The sequence below is a fragment of the Streptomyces sp. NPDC034043 genome (assembly GCF_055575675.1).
The window spans coordinates 415,022-428,615 of record NZ_JBVISF010000004.1 but is presented as its reverse complement, the minus strand read 5'-3'; the positions used below and the strand labels follow the sequence as shown (position 1 = coordinate 428,615).

Genomic DNA, 13,594 nt, shown 5'->3' with positions numbered 1-13,594 from the left:
CCGGGAGGCCGCGCGGGCCGTGGCGCCTGGGAGCGGGACAGGGCTACAGCCAGCCCTTCTCGCGGGCCACGCGGACCCCTTCGGCACGGTTGCGGGCGGCGAGCTTCTGGATGGCCGTCGAGAGGTAGTTGCGGACCGTGCCCTGGGAGAGGCCGAGGCCGGCCGCCAGTTCGGCGTTGGTCGCGCCGGATTCCGCCGCCCGCAGGACCTCCCGCTCGCGGTCCGTCAGCGGGTTCGCCCCCTCCGCCAGGGCCGCCGCCGCGAGGGTGGGGTCAATGACCCGCTCCCCCGTCAGGACCCTGCGTACCGCGTCGGCGAGCTGGGCCGCCGGGGCGTCCTTGACCAGGAATGCCGAGGCGCCCGCCTCCATCGCGCCCCGGAGGTAGCCGGGGCGGCCGAAGGTGGTCAGGATGACGATCTTGAGGTCGGGGAGGGCGGCCCGCAGCTGCGCGGCCGCCTCGATGCCCGTCATTCCCGGCATCTCGATGTCCAGCAGCGCGACGTTCACGTCATGGGCCCGGGCCGCCTCCAGCACGTCGTCGCCACGGGCGGCCTGGGCCAGCACCTCGATGTCGGGCTCCAGCCCGAGGAGGGCCGCGAGGGCTTCCCGCACCATCGACTGGTCCTCGGCCAGCAGGATCCGGATGGGGGCGGCGTCGGGTTCGCTCATGACCCGGATCCTAGGGGGACCCGCGCCAGCAGGCGGAAGCCGGTCCTGCCCGCCGGGCCCGCCGACAGGCTGCCCCCGACCGCCTCCAGGCGTTCGGTCAGGCCGGTCAGGCCGTTGCCGGGGACGGCGGGGCCGCCCGTGCCGTCGTCGGACACCGTCAGCTCCACGACCGGACCCGCCAGGGTCTGCTGGGTGGTCAGGGTGACCGTGCACCGCCGGCCCCCGCTGTGCCGGACCACGTTCGTCACCGCCTCACGCAGCGACCACGCCAGGGCGGACTCCGCCTCGTCCGGGAGCGGGACGTCCTCGAAGCCGGCCGGGAGGTCCGCCGCCACGCCCGCGGCGGCCAGCGCCGTGCGCGCGCCGGCGAGTTCGCCGGACAGCGTCGGCCGCCGGTATCCGCTGACGGCCTCCCGTACGTCGACCAGCGCCTGCCGGCTGACCCGCTCGATGTCCGCCACCTGCTGGGCGGCCCGCTCGGGCTGTCCGGGCAGCATCCGGCCGGCCAGCTCGCTCTTGAGCGTGATCAGCGACAGCGAGTGGCCCAGCAGGTCGTGGAGGTCCCGGGCCATCCGCAGGCGCTCCTCGTTGGCCGCGAGCTGGGCCACCGTCGCCCGGGCCTCGCGCAGTTCCACGGTCGTCCGGATCATCGCCCGGACCCCGACCATCGCGAAGCCGCCCATCAGGGCCGGGATCAGCAGCCCGGCCAGGTACTGGGTGCCGCCCGGCACCGCGAAGGCCACCACCGTCAGCAGGGCGGTCGCGCCCGGCACGGTCCAGCGGGAGACCTCCCCCGGCAGGGCGGCACCGGAGGAGATGGACACGTACACGAAGAGCACCAGCCATTCGCGGCCCAGGGTCAGCGACAGCACGGCGGCCTGCGCGGCGAGCACCGCCAGGGAGAGCAGGACCCTGGGCACCGGCATCGGCCTGGCGGTGCGGAAGACCAGCACCAGGTACCAGGAGGTGAAGGCCAGCAGGCCCAGGCCGCCGAGCAGCCGGGCCCAGGTGCCGTGCCCGCCGCTGATCAGGTCGGTGACGGGGGCGCTGAGGTAGAAGAGCCAGATGCCGATCCACAGGCTCTTCACCACCTTGTGGGTGGTGATCCGCGGTGCCCGGCCCATCCGGTGCGGCCCGTCGGCCTCCTGTGTCAGCGTCACTGCCTCAAGCCTTCAGCGAGTCCTTGCGGTACAGCCAGGCGGCCGCACCGGTGAACAGTACGAAGTACACGGCGAGGATCGCCACGTCCTCGGCGTGCGGCGCGCCCCCGAGCTCGATGGCCTGGCCGAGACCGGCGTACGCGTGGGTCGGCAGCCACTCGCAGATGTCGCGGAGCCACGCGGGGAAGTTCGCGGTGGGCATCCACAGCCCGCCGAGGATGGAGAGGCCGAAGTAGAACAGCATGGTGATGGGGCGGACGTTGTCCCCGGTCGCCAGGTATCCGATGGCCACGCCGAGGGCGGCGAAGACCAGGCTGCCGGCCCAGATCGCACCGGTGAGGGCGAACCACTGCCAGGCGTCGAACCGTACGCCCTTGGCCGCCGCGGCGACGGCGAAGACGACCAGGATGGAGGGCAGCGACAGGACGCCCGCGCTGGCGGTCTTGGCGAGGACGTAGCCGTGTCCGGGCAGGGCGGTCAGCCGCAGCTGGCGCACCCAGCCCTTCTCTCGTTCCCTGGCGATGCGCTCGCTGTTGCCCATCAGGACGGCGGTCAGCGCACCGAAGGAGGCCATGGCGACCATGTAGAAGGCGGGCATGGCCAGCTCGGCGCCCATGACCTTCGTCGTGCCGTCCAGGGTGCCGCCGAGCATCAGGAAGAGCGCGGCCGGGTACATGACGGTGAAGAACAGGTACTTCTTGTTGCGCAGGGCGCGGGAGATCTCCAGCTCGACCAGCCGCAGGGTGCCGGTGTTGACCGAGTTCGTCATCGGGTGGCCTCCTCGGCCTCGGTGAGGGCGATGAAGGCCTGTTCCAGGCCGAGGCCGGCGACCTCCAGGTTGCGGGGGCGGAGCCCCAGCGCGTACACGGCGTGCACGGTGGCGTCGGCGTCGCGCGACTGGAGCCGTACGGTCGAGCCGGTCAGGTCGAAGGAGGTCAGGCCGGGCAGCGCGCGCAGCACCCGCTCGTCGATCCCGCCGTCGAGGTCGAAGGCGACCTTGCGGGCACCGGCCCTGGCCTTGATCTCGGCGGCGGTGCCGTCGGCGAGGAGCCGGCCCTTGTTGAGGACCAGGACGCGGTCGGCGATCGCGTCCGCCTCCTCCAGGTAGTGGGTGGCGAACAGGACGGTGCGGCCCTGGGCGGCCTCTTCCCGCATGGTGGCCCAGAAGGCCTGGCGTGAGGTGACGTCCATGCCGGTGGTCGGCTCGTCGAGGACGATCAGGTCGTGGTGGCCGGCGGTGGCGAGCGCGAAGCGCACGCGCTGCTCCTGACCGCCGGAGAGCTTGTTGACCACGCGGCCGGCGATGTCCTCGATGCCGGCGCGGGAGAGCACCTCGTCCACCGGGTACGGACGGGGGTGCAGGGCGCAGCCGAGGGATACGAGTTCGCGTACGGTCACGTCCTCCATGAGGCCGCCGCTCTGGAGCATGACGCCGACCCGGCCGGCGGCGATGGCCTCGCGGGGGGTGGTGCCGAAGAGGCGGACGGTGCCGGAGTCGGCGGGGCGCAGGCCGAGGAGGAGGTCGAGGGTGGAGGACTTGCCGGCGCCGTTGGGGCCGAGGAGCGCGACGGTCTCCCCCGGGTGGAGTGTGAGGGAGAGGCCGTCGACCGCCCGGACCTGGCCGTAGCTCTTGGTCACGTCCCGGAAGCTCACCACGATGCCGGTCTCACCGGCTCCGCCTGCGGGGCCCGGGGCGGCGGGATGTGCCGCTGTCGTCGTCGTCATGGCTCAAGGTTCGCCCGTACGGGGGTGGGCGCGGCAGTGTCGCCCGTCGTGACTCCCGCATGACGGATGTCATGCGGTGGAGGTGACGGGCCTGGTCGGGCGGGGTGCCGGAAGGCCGCGAAGCCCCTTCCCGGGGCGGGAGGGGGCTTCGCGTAGGGGCCGTGCGGGGGCCGGTCGGGCGGGCCGGTCAGCTCGGGTTGGTGTCGATGGTGACGGTCCGCTCGGCGGGCGTCTTGCCGATCAGGGCCCGGCCGAGGGCGCCCGCGACGTCCTGCGGGGTCACGGGGGTCTTGGCGCCGGTGCCCCGGGTGATCAGGATGCCGTCGAAGGTGTTCCCGTAGGTCGCCTTCAGGGCTTCCAGGTCGTACTTCTCGACGAGGCGTCCGTCCACGGCCGACATACTGAGGATCTTCGGCAGGGACTTGGCGCCGAAGGCGATGGACTTGGTGCCCGCCTTGACCGTGGCGTTGCCGGACATGGCGGGTTCCGCGAACTCCTTCATGGCCCGGTCCAGTTCGGTCTGGGTGACCGTGGGTTCCTTCTTGGCGACGGGGAGTTCGACGGTGGGGGCCTTGCCGTTGGCGACGAGCTCCCGGAAGGCCTTGGTGACCTTGTCGACGGAGCCGTCGACGTCGAGGCCGTCGCCGGCCTTGCCGGGGACGGCGACGGCCTTGCCGGTGTCGAACTTGATGGTGGCCTCGGAGGCCGATCCGGCGGTGCCGGCCAGCTCCTGGAGGGAGACCCGCAGCTTCTCCTCGTCGACCGGCATGACGGCGGTGGCCGTGCGCTCGACCCCGAAGAGCGAGCCGATGACGGTCACCGGGTTGTAGTCGCTGCCGGTGGCGTTGCGGACGGTGGTCTGGCTGTCGAGGGTCAGGCCGGCCTTCTCGGGCTTCAGCTCGACCGTCTTGCCGCCGACGCTGAGCTGGAGCGGGGCGGCGGCGCGCTTGCCGAAGGCGGTCTGGAGCTTGGCGACGGCGTCGTCACGGGTGCCGCTGATGTCGACGCCGAGGACGGTGGTGCCCTTGGGGACGTCGGAGTGGTTCATCAGCAGACCGGCGCCGTAGGCCACGCCCGCGAGGACGACGATGCCGCCGCCCAGCATGACCAGCTTGGAGCGGCCCTTCTTGGCGGGCTTGCCGGCCGGGGCGGCCTTGCCGGACTTGCCGGCCGGCGCGGGCGCCGGCCGGGTCTGGCGCGGCGGCTGCGGGCCGGGCGGCGGGGCGGCGGGGCCGGGCGCGGGCACCGGGGTGGGGGCGGGGGCCGGGGCGGGCGCGGCGGCCGGGGCGGCGAAGGCCTCGGGGCCGGGCCAGCTCGGGGTCTCCTCGGCGCCGACGGGTGCGGTGCCCAGTGCGGGTCCGCCGGTCGGCCCGGCCGGCTCCGCGAAGGCGGGGAAGGCCTCCGTGACGGGGCCGTTGTCGTACCCGGCGTACCCCTGGGGCGCGCCGGCTCCGGGGCCGCCGACGGCGGGGGCCGGTGCGAAGCCGGCTCCGCTGCCGTACGCGGCCGGGGGCTGCGGGCGCCCGGGGTCGGCCGGGGGCGCGAAGCCCGCACCGGTGCCGGTGGGCGCGGCGGAGCCGTAGCCCGCGCCGGGAGCACCGGGGGCGTGCGAGCCGGGAGCACCGGGCGCGGGGGCGGGGGCCGCCTCGGGCGCGGGCGTCGCCGCCGGCGGGGGCGTCGCCGCCTTGCGCGGGGCGAACCAGTCGCTGGCCGGCTCCTCTGCGGGCGCGGGGGCGGGCTCGGGTGCGGGGGCGGACTGTCCGCGGGCCGGGGGCTGGGCCGCGGGGAGCGCGGGAGCCGGCGCCGCGGGCCGTGCCTGCGCGGCGGGGCGGCGCTCGGGCGTGCGCGGGGTCTCGGCCCGGTCCGGCGCGGCGGCGGCCGGGGACGCGTCCTGGCCGCCGTCCTTGACGGGTTTGCGTACGACCACGGGCGGGATCGGCCGGGAGCCGGGGATGTTGATCCGGATCCGGGTCGTCAGGTGGGTCTCTGTCTTCGGCCCGTCGGTGTCGGGCGTGGACGGGTTCGAGGTCACAGGGTTCTCCTCCGGGGCGGTCGCGGCGCCGGGACCGGGTGGCACGGACGGATACTGGCCGGTTCCATACGGCGGCGTACCCGAGGGGTAGGCGGCTCCACCGTGCCCTTGGGGCCCGGGGGACGAACTGTCGGTTTCACGACTCAAGGCAGGTTCTCCCGGTTGGCTCCGCCGCCCGTCATTCCGTGCGCGGGCAGCTCGGCGGCCCGTCCACCATACTGGCCGCCGCCCGTGCGCAACTGTCGGGCAGGAATCCCGGGTTCCTCTTCTGCTTCCGCACGCCCCCGGGCGAGGGCCCGTCAAACCCCCGCAACACGTCCCCGATCGGCGGGTGCGGGTGTTCCGGGCCCTGTTATCCGCGGGACTTGGCGGCCGGATCCGGCCCCTGCGCGGAGCCGCGCATCGTGGCGCAGATCACAGCGGCGGCACTTCCGCCCAAAAGGTATGCGTACATGCCGATCCCGGAGGAACCGAGCAGGAAGTCCCCTTCGGGACGGGGGAGGCTGAGGACGACGTAGGAGAGGAACCAGCCGGCCGCGCCCGCGCCCACGCCGGGTCCCGCGCCGACGGCGATCCGGCCCGCGAGGAACACCCCGCAAAGGGCGAGCAGCGCCAGCAGCAGGCCGGCCGGGAACCACAGGTCGACCACGAGCCAGCCGGCCGCGCCGGTGAGCGCGCCCGCGACGAGCAGGCCGAGCAGGGCGGCGACGCGCCCCGGGGTCAGCGCGGTGGTCACGCCTCCACCCCCGCGAAGAGGTCCCGCTCGCGTTCGCCGGCCGGCGCGCCGGAGCGGCCGGCGGCCAACTCGTAGTACTCGCGGGCGAACAGCGGCTGTCCCAGGTCGTTGGAGAGCGCGAAGAAGGGGCCGTCCACCGCGATCTGGGTGACGTGGGCCCGCATGGCGGCCGCCTTCGCCGCCACCAGGACGGTGGCGTCGCCCTCGTCGCCGATCTCGGCGGTGATCCGCTCGTCCGGGACCACCCCGGGCACGTCCCCGGGGGTCGCGATGCCCGGGAACGCGGTGCCCGCGGCGCGCAGCCGCTCGAAGCCCGCCTCGACCACCGAGACCGGTACGCGGTTCCAGTAGACCTTCGCGATGGCGTGCGGGGCGCCGAGCCCGGGCCGGTACGCGGCGTCGGCGGCCAGTTCCGCGCCGCGCATGGCGACCCGGTGTGCCTGGATGTGGTCGGGGTGGCCGTAGCCGCCGTCGGGGTCGTAGGTGACCAGGACCTGCGGGCGCAGCTCCCGGATCACCTCCACCAGGTACCCGGCGGCCTCGTCCAGGCCGGCCGACCAGAAGGAGCCGGGGCGGTCGTTCTGCGGGGCGCCCATCATCCCGGAGTCCCGGAAGCGGCCCGCGCCGCCGAGGAAGCGGTGGTCGGCGACCCCGAGTTCCTTCATGGCGGCGGCGAGCTCGCCGGCCCGGAAGGGGCCGAGGGCGTCGTCGCGGTCCGGCGCCAGGTGGGCCAGGTCCGCGGGGATGACCTCGCCCTCCTCGCCGAGGGTGCAGGTCACCAGCGTGACGTGGGCACCCTCGGCCGCGTACTTGGCCATGGTGACGCCGTTGTTGATCGACTCGTCGTCCGGGTGCGCGTGCACGAGGAGCAGACGACGGGCGGGAAGACCGTTCATGGCCCCCAGCCTACGAGCACCGCCTACAGCTTGAGGCCACTGATCATGCTGGCCACGTTGGACGTCAGCTGGCTGAGGGTCGGCGCGACCGTGGAACTCGCCAGGTAGAACCCGAGCAGTACGCAGACGAACGCGTGCCCCGCCTTCAGACCCGACTTCCGGACCAGCAGGAAGACGACGATCGCCAGCAGCACCACGGCCGAGATCGAGAGTGCCACGGCGTTTCACCTCCACGTCGAGCGGACATCGGTATGCGTACTCGTGCTCGGCGCATTCATACCCACCGTGCGCTACGGATCATAACTATCCGTACCAGCGCATCGATCGAATTCCGGCAGCACGAGGGGCGCATGCCGCGCACGGCGGGGGGCACACGGGGACCGGCCGGGAGGGCTGCACGCCCTCCCGGCCGGCTGTCGGCACCCGCACGGCCGTACGTGGCCCAGACTGCACGCCTCAGATCTCGGGGCAGAACGGTCAAGTTGCCTCCGCGTTAAGCCGGTTGGTACCCGTACGGCCGGGGCGGACCTCCCCGCGCGGGGTGGCTGGAAATGATCGCTCACCGGGCGCCCCGACCGCTCGCTTCCAGCCGGAGCGGGCCGGCCGGCGGGCCCTGGCGGCCGGCCCGGCGCCGGGTCGGCACCGGTGGCGGCGGCTACTGTCCCGTCAGCGGGGCCGGCGGGGGCGGGAGTTCGCCGGGAGCCGGTACCACCTGCTTCTCGGCCGCGAAGTGGCAGGCCGAGGGGTGGGCGGCCGGACCCCCGGGGAACGCCTCGGGGACGGCCAGCGGCGGGACCTCCGTCGCACAACGGGTTTCGGCCTTCCAGCAGCGGGTGCGGAAGGGGCAGCCCGAGGGCGGATTGGCCGGGGAGGGCACGTCGCCGGAGAGGATGATCCGCTCCCGGTGGGCGCGGGCCTGCGGGTCGGGCACGGGCACGGCGGACAGCAGCGCCTGGGTGTAGGGGTGGGTGGGGTGGTCGTAGATCTCGGTGTCGGTGCCGATCTCGACGACGCGGCCCAGGTACATGACCCCGACCCGGTCGGAGATGTGCCGGACGATCGAGAGGTCGTGCGCGATGAAGACGTACGAGAGGCCGAAATCGTCCTGGAGGCGCGCCAGCAGGTTGATGACCTGCGCCTGGACGGAGACGTCGAGGGCGGACACCGGCTCGTCCGCGACGATGACCTCCGGCCGGAGCGCGAGGCCGCGGGCGATGCCGATGCGCTGGCGCTGGCCGCCGGAGAACTGGTGCGGGTAGCGGTTGATGTACTCCGGGTTCAGGCCCACCACGTCCAGGAGCTCCTGGACCTTGCGGCGCCGGTCGCCCTTCGGAGCCACCTCCGGGTGGATCTCGTAAGGCTCGCCGATGATGTCGCCGACCGTCATGCGCGGGTTCAGCGAGGTGTACGGGTCCTGGAACACCATCTGGATGTTGCGGCGGACCGCCTTCAGGGCGCGGCCCGAGAGCTTGGTGATGTCCTCGCCCTTGTACGAGATCGCGCCGGCGGTGGGGCGTTCCAGGTTGACGAGCATCCGGGCGACGGTGGACTTCCCGCAGCCGGATTCGCCGACGATGCCGAGGGTCTCTCCCGGGGCGAGGGCGAAGGAGACCCCGTCGACGGCCTTGACCGCGCCGACCTGCTTCTTGAAGAGGATGCCCCGGGTCAGCGGGTAGTGCTTGACCAGGTCGCGGACCTCCAGGATGGGCTCAGGCACCGAGGCACTCCTTCCAGAAGAAGCAGGCGCTGGCCCGCTCGGGGGCGACCTCCGCGAGCGGCGGGACCTCGGTCCGGCAGACGGGCCGGGCCATCGGACAGCGCGGGTTGAAGGCGCAGCCGGGCGGGATGGCCAGCAGGTTCGGCGGCAGGCCCTTGATGGCGTAGAGCTCCTGGCCCTTCTGGTCCAGGCGCGGGATCGAGTCGAGCAGGCCCCGGGTGTAGGGGTGGGCGGGGGCCCGGTAGATCTCGTGGACGGGGGCCGCCTCGACGATCCGGCCCGCGTACATGACGGCGATCTTGTCGGCCACGTCGGCGACGACGCCGAGGTCGTGGGTGATCAGGATGAGGCCCATGTTCATCTCGCGCTGGAGCTCGGCGAGCAGGTCCATGACCTGGGCCTGGACGGTGACGTCGAGGGCCGTGGTCGGCTCGTCGGCGATGATCAGGGAGGGTTCCAGGGCGAGCGCCATCGCGATCATGATGCGCTGGCGCATACCGCCGGAGAACTGGTGCGGGTAGTCGCCCACCCGCTGTTTCGCGGCCGGGATCCTGACCCGGTCCATCAGTTCCACGGCCTTGGCGCGGGCGTCCTTGCGGGACGTCCCGCGGTGGACCTCGAACATCTCGCCGAGCTGGGCGCCGACGCTGAGGACGGGGTTGAGGGAGGACAGGGCGTCCTGGAAGACCATCGCCATGTCGGCGCCGCGGATCCGGCGGCGCTCCTCCTCCTTCATCCTCAGGAGGTCCTTGCCCTTGAAGAGGATCTCGCCGCCCGCGATCCTGCCCGGCGGGACGTCGAGGATCCCCATCACGGCCTGGGCGGTGACCGACTTGCCCGAGCCGGACTCGCCGAGCACGGCGAGGGTCTCGCCCTCGTCCACCGAGTAGTTCACCCCGTTGACGGCCTTGGCGACTCCGTCGCGGGTGGTGAACTCCACGTGGAGGTCGCGGACTTCGAGCAGCATCTGGCGGCTCACTCCCTAGCGCAGCTTGGGGTCGAGGGCGTCGCGCACCGCGTCGCCGAGCATGATGAAGGCGAGCACGGTCAGGCTCAGGGCCGCCGCCGGCCAGAGCAGCATGTGCGGGGCGTTGCGGATCTGGGTGGCGGCGTTGGAGATGTCGATGCCCCAGGAGACGGTGGGCGGGCGCAGGCCCACGCCGAGGAAGGACAGGGTGGCTTCGAGGGCGATGTAGGTGCCCAGCGCGATCGTGGCGACGACGATGACGGGGGCGACGGCGTTGGGGGCGACGTGGCGCAGGAGCATGCGGGCGTTGCCGGCGCCGAGGGCCCGGGCGGCCTGGACGTAGTCGTTCTGCTTGGCGGTGATGACCGATCCGCGGGCGATGCGGGCGAGCTGCGGCCAGCCGAGCAGCACGATGAAGCCGACGACGGGCCACACGGTGGTGCTGGTGACCACGGACAGGAAGACCAGGCCGCCGAGGACGACGGGGATCCCGAAGAAGACGTCGGCGACCCGGGAGAGCAGGGCGTCGCCCCAGCCGCCGAAGAAGCCGGCGAGTCCGCCGAGTACGGATCCCAGCAGGGCGGCGCCGACGGTCGCGCAGACGCCGACGGTGATGGAGGCGCGGGCGCCGTGGACGGTGCGGGTGTAGACGTCGCAGCCCTGGGTGTCGTACCCGAAGGGGTGCCCGGGGGCGGAGCCCTGCTGCGATTTGGACAGGTCGCACTGGAGGGGGTCGCCGCTCGCGATGAGCTGGGGCCACAGGGCGATGGCGACGAGGAAGAGGATGAGCAGCGCGGAGACGATGAAGACGGGGTTGCGGCGCAGCTGGTGCCAGGCGTCGGACCACAGGGAGCGGGCCTTCTCCCGGGGGCCGGCGGGGCCGGCCGGTCCGGCCCCCTTGGTGACGCCTTCCACGCTCTCGGCCTCCTGGAGGGCCAGGTCCATGGCCCCGCCCTGGCCGGTGGGTGACATCGCCTCGCGGGGGCGGGGGCCCACCGGGTCGTAGCCTCCGGGGCCGCCGGGGCCTTCGGGGCTCTCGGGCTCAGGCATAACGGATCCTCGGGTCCAGGACCGCGTAGAGCAGGTCGACGAGCAGGTTCGCCACCAGGAAGACGATGACGAGGATGGTGACGAAGCCGACCACGGTGGGCGAGTTGTTGCGCAGGATGCCCTGGTAGAGCTGGTAGCCGACGCCGTGGATGTTGAAGATCCGCTCGGTGACGATGGCGCCGCCCATCAGGGCGCCGATGTCGGTGCCGATGAAGGTGACCACCGGGATCAGGGAGTTGCGCAGCAGGTGGCGGGTGATGACCCGGCGGCGCGGCAGGCCCTTGGCGACGGCGGTGCGGACGTAGTCGGCCTTGACGTTCTCGGCGATGGAGGTCCGCGAGAGCCGGGTGACGTACGCGAGGGAGACCAGGGCGAGGACGACGCCGGGCAGGATCAGCTCGGCGAAGGGGGCGTCCGGGGAGACGGTGGGGCGTACCCAGCCCCAGGTGACGCCGAAGAGGAACTGGAGCAGGTAGCCGGTGACGAAGGTGGGCACGGAGATGACGACGAGGGTGAGCACCAGCAGGGTGGTGTCGACGGCCCTGCCCCGGCGCAGTCCGCTGACCACGCCGAGGGTGATGCCGACGAGGATCTCGATGGCGATGGCGACCAGGGTCAGGCGCAGGGTGACGGGGAAGGCGGTGGCCATCAGCTCGGTGACCCGCTGGCCGTTGAAGGCCGTGCCGAAGTCACCCTTGAAGATCTGCCCCATGTAGTGGACGTACTGCTCCCACAGCGGGCGGTCGAGGTACAGGTCCTTGCGGATCCGCGCGGCCGTGGCGGGGTCGGGCGCCTTGTCCCCGAAGAGGGCCGCGACCGGGTCGCCGAGCGCGTAGACCATGATGAAGATCAGGAAGGTGCTGCCGATGAACACGGGGATCATCTGGAGCAGCCGCCGGATCACGTAACGTCCCATGGACTGCTCCAGGATCGATCCGTCGGAGTGGTCAGCTGACCTTGATCTCGTTGTAGACCGGGACGCTGAACTGGTTCAGGGCGACGTCGGAGATCCGCTCGGAGTGCCCGGCGCTGCCGTTCTGGTACCAGAGGGGGATGGACGGCATCTGTTCGGCGAGGATCTTCTCCGCGTCCTGGAAGGAGCCGATGGCCTTGGCGGCGTCGGTCTCCTGGTTGGCCCGGTCGATGAGCCGGTCGAAGTCCGGGTTGCTGAACTTGCCGTAGTTGGAGGAGGCGCCCGTGTAGTACAGCGGCTGGAGGAAGTTCTGGATCAGCGGGTAGTCGGCCTGCCAGCCGGAGCGGAAGGGGCCGGTGAGCTTGTAGGAGCTCTGCTGGTTGCGGAAGTCGGCGAAGGTGCCGATGGGGTTGACGGTGCAGACCGGACCCTCGCCGAGGGCGTTGTTGACGCTGTTGCAGACGGCGTCCATCCAGTCGCGGTGCGAGCCGGTGTCCACGTTCGAGGTGAGGGTCATCTTGCCGCCGGGCAGGCCGCCGCCCTCCTGGATGAGCTTCTTGGCCTGGGCGGGGTCGTACGTACAGGCGTCGCCGCAGAGGGTGGACGTGAAGCCGCCCTTGTCGCCGAGGGCCGGGGAGGTCCAGTCCTTGGCCGGGGTGCGGGTCTCGCGGAAGATCTGCTGGGTGATCTCCTCGCGGTTGATCGCCATCGAGATGCCCCGGCGGACCTTCTCCATGCCCTCCTTGCCCCACTGGGGGTCGTACAGGGGGAAGGTGAGGGTCTGGATGATGAGGGCCGGCTGGTTGATGTAGCGGTCCCCGAGGTCGTTCTTGACGTTCTTCAGCTGCTGCGCCGGGACGTCGTCGACGAGGTCGAGGTTGCCGGAGATCAGGTCCGTGTAGGCGGTGTTGTTGTCGGTGTAGACCTTGAGGTCCACGCCGCCGTTCTGCGCCTTGTCCTCCCCGGGGTAGCCCTCCCACTTGCGCAGCTTCATGCCGGTGCCCTTGGTGTACGAGTCCACCGTGTAGGGGCCGTTGCCGACGGGCTTGTCCAGCCAGGCGGTGTGCTCGGTGAAGAAGACCTTGGGGAGCGGGGAGAAGGCCTGGTAGCCGAGGGTTTCGGGCCAGGTGGAGAACTTGGACTTCAGGGCGACGGTGAAGGTCCTGGCGTCCTTGACGACCAGGCCGGACATGGTTTTGGCCTTGGGTTCGCCGCTGGCGGGGTGCACGTCGGCGTAGCCGACGATGTCGGCGAAGAAGGGCGCGTTGTTCTGCTTGTTGCGGACGTCCGCCGCGTAGTTCCAGGCGTCGACGAAGGACTGGGCGGTGACCGGCTCGTCGTTGCTGAACTTCCAGCCGTCCTTCAGGGTGATCGTGAAGTTCTGGCCGTCGGTGGTCTCGATCTTCTCGGCGACCATGTTCCTGGCCTCGCCGGTCTTGGCGTCGTAGCGCTTGAGGCCCCGGAAGAGCATGTCGAGGACCTTGCCGCCCTGCACCTCGTTGGTGTTGGCGGGCTCCAGCGGGTTCTGCGGGTCGCCCCAGGAGGAGCTGACGATGCCGTCCGCGCCGCCGCCACCGCCGCTGTCGCTCCCGCCGCCGCAGGCCGTCGCCGCGAGGGCGACGGCCACCGCACATGCGGCCCACTTGGCGTGGGTGGCTCCGCGCATGGACTGCCTCCTAGGGGTACCGGGACTCACTAGGGGCAATGTCACCCCATGTGAGCCCTCGC

13 protein-coding genes are annotated in these 13,594 nt (G+C 72.2%); all 13 read right to left on the bottom strand.

Going from position 1 to position 13,594, the window contains the following annotated elements:
- Positions 1-43: 43 nt before the first annotated feature.
- Positions 44-670: a response regulator gene (locus ACZ51S_RS13255; protein WP_468478362.1), complete on the bottom strand. Its 627-nt coding sequence runs from the start codon at positions 668-670 to the stop codon at positions 44-46.
- A complete protein-coding gene (locus tag ACZ51S_RS13250) occupies positions 667-1,794 on the bottom strand; it encodes a sensor histidine kinase (RefSeq protein WP_468801124.1) in 1,128 nt (375 codons plus the stop codon). The genes ACZ51S_RS13255 and ACZ51S_RS13250 overlap by 4 nt, the downstream gene beginning before the upstream one ends.
- Positions 1,795-1,834: 40 nt before the next feature.
- Positions 1,835-2,599, bottom strand: coding sequence for an ABC transporter permease (locus ACZ51S_RS13245; RefSeq protein ID WP_468960764.1), 765 nt, complete (start codon positions 2,597-2,599; stop codon positions 1,835-1,837).
- Entirely contained in the window at positions 2,596-3,555 is a 960-nt protein-coding gene (locus ACZ51S_RS13240; RefSeq protein WP_468960761.1) for an ABC transporter ATP-binding protein, read from the bottom strand. Before ACZ51S_RS13240 ends, ACZ51S_RS13245 begins: the two co-directional genes overlap by 4 nt.
- Before the next feature lie 187 nt (positions 3,556-3,742).
- Entirely contained in the window at positions 3,743-5,734 is a 1,992-nt protein-coding gene (locus ACZ51S_RS13235) for a peptidoglycan binding domain-containing protein (protein ID WP_468960759.1), read from the bottom strand.
- A gap of 205 nt (positions 5,735-5,939) precedes the next feature.
- Positions 5,940-6,323, bottom strand: coding sequence for a DUF6113 family protein (locus ACZ51S_RS13230; protein WP_468478366.1), 384 nt, complete (start codon positions 6,321-6,323; stop codon positions 5,940-5,942).
- Positions 6,320-7,219 (bottom strand): N-acetyl-1-D-myo-inositol-2-amino-2-deoxy-alpha-D-glucopyranoside deacetylase, encoded by a 900-nt coding sequence (gene mshB / locus ACZ51S_RS13225; RefSeq protein WP_468884385.1) that lies wholly within the window; start codon positions 7,217-7,219, stop codon positions 6,320-6,322. The genes ACZ51S_RS13230 and mshB overlap by 4 nt, the downstream gene beginning before the upstream one ends.
- A 23-nt stretch (positions 7,220-7,242) precedes the next feature.
- A complete protein-coding gene (locus ACZ51S_RS13220) occupies positions 7,243-7,437 on the bottom strand; it encodes a hypothetical protein (protein WP_007266329.1) in 195 nt (64 codons plus the stop codon).
- Between the two features lie 437 nt (positions 7,438-7,874).
- Positions 7,875-8,936 carry an ABC transporter ATP-binding protein gene (locus ACZ51S_RS13215; RefSeq protein WP_468960757.1) on the bottom strand — a complete coding sequence of 354 codons (1,062 nt, stop codon included), beginning with the start codon at positions 8,934-8,936 and terminating at the stop codon, positions 7,875-7,877.
- Positions 8,929-9,903 (bottom strand): ABC transporter ATP-binding protein, encoded by a 975-nt coding sequence (locus ACZ51S_RS13210; RefSeq protein ID WP_468884389.1) that lies wholly within the window; start codon positions 9,901-9,903, stop codon positions 8,929-8,931. The genes ACZ51S_RS13215 and ACZ51S_RS13210 overlap by 8 nt, the downstream gene beginning before the upstream one ends.
- Before the next feature lie 15 nt (positions 9,904-9,918).
- The gene (locus ACZ51S_RS13205; protein ID WP_468478368.1) at positions 9,919-10,953 is read right to left on the bottom strand and encodes an ABC transporter permease; all 1,035 of its coding nucleotides are present in this window, start codon (positions 10,951-10,953) and stop codon (positions 9,919-9,921) included.
- Positions 10,946-11,869: an ABC transporter permease gene (locus tag ACZ51S_RS13200; RefSeq protein WP_468800952.1), complete on the bottom strand. Its 924-nt coding sequence runs from the start codon at positions 11,867-11,869 to the stop codon at positions 10,946-10,948. Before ACZ51S_RS13200 ends, ACZ51S_RS13205 begins: the two co-directional genes overlap by 8 nt.
- A 31-nt stretch (positions 11,870-11,900) precedes the next feature.
- Positions 11,901-13,532: a peptide ABC transporter substrate-binding protein gene (locus ACZ51S_RS13195; RefSeq protein WP_468478369.1), complete on the bottom strand. Its 1,632-nt coding sequence runs from the start codon at positions 13,530-13,532 to the stop codon at positions 11,901-11,903.
- Positions 13,533-13,594: the final 62 nt, after the last annotated feature.

Coding starts and splice junctions, on each gene's coding strand:
- ACZ51S_RS13255 (WP_468478362.1), bottom strand. CDS start 670: ATGAGCGAACCCGACGCCGCCCCCATCCGGATCCTGCTGGCCGAGGAC.
- ACZ51S_RS13250 (WP_468801124.1), bottom strand. CDS start 1,794: ATGGGCCGGGCACCGCGGATCACCACCCACAAGGTGGTGAAGAGCCTG.
- ACZ51S_RS13245 (WP_468960764.1), bottom strand. CDS start 2,599: ATGACGAACTCGGTCAACACCGGCACCCTGCGGCTGGTCGAGCTGGAG.
- ACZ51S_RS13240 (WP_468960761.1), bottom strand. CDS start 3,555: ATGACGACGACGACAGCGGCACATCCCGCCGCCCCGGGCCCCGCAGGC.
- mshB (WP_468884385.1), bottom strand. CDS start 7,219: ATGAACGGTCTTCCCGCCCGTCGTCTGCTCCTCGTGCACGCGCACCCG.
- ACZ51S_RS13210 (WP_468884389.1), bottom strand. CDS start 9,903: ATGCTGCTCGAAGTCCGCGACCTCCACGTGGAGTTCACCACCCGCGAC.
- ACZ51S_RS13205 (WP_468478368.1), bottom strand. CDS start 10,953: ATGCCTGAGCCCGAGAGCCCCGAAGGCCCCGGCGGCCCCGGAGGCTAC.
- ACZ51S_RS13200 (WP_468800952.1), bottom strand. CDS start 11,869: ATGGGACGTTACGTGATCCGGCGGCTGCTCCAGATGATCCCCGTGTTC.
- ACZ51S_RS13195 (WP_468478369.1), bottom strand. CDS start 13,532: ATGCGCGGAGCCACCCACGCCAAGTGGGCCGCATGTGCGGTGGCCGTC.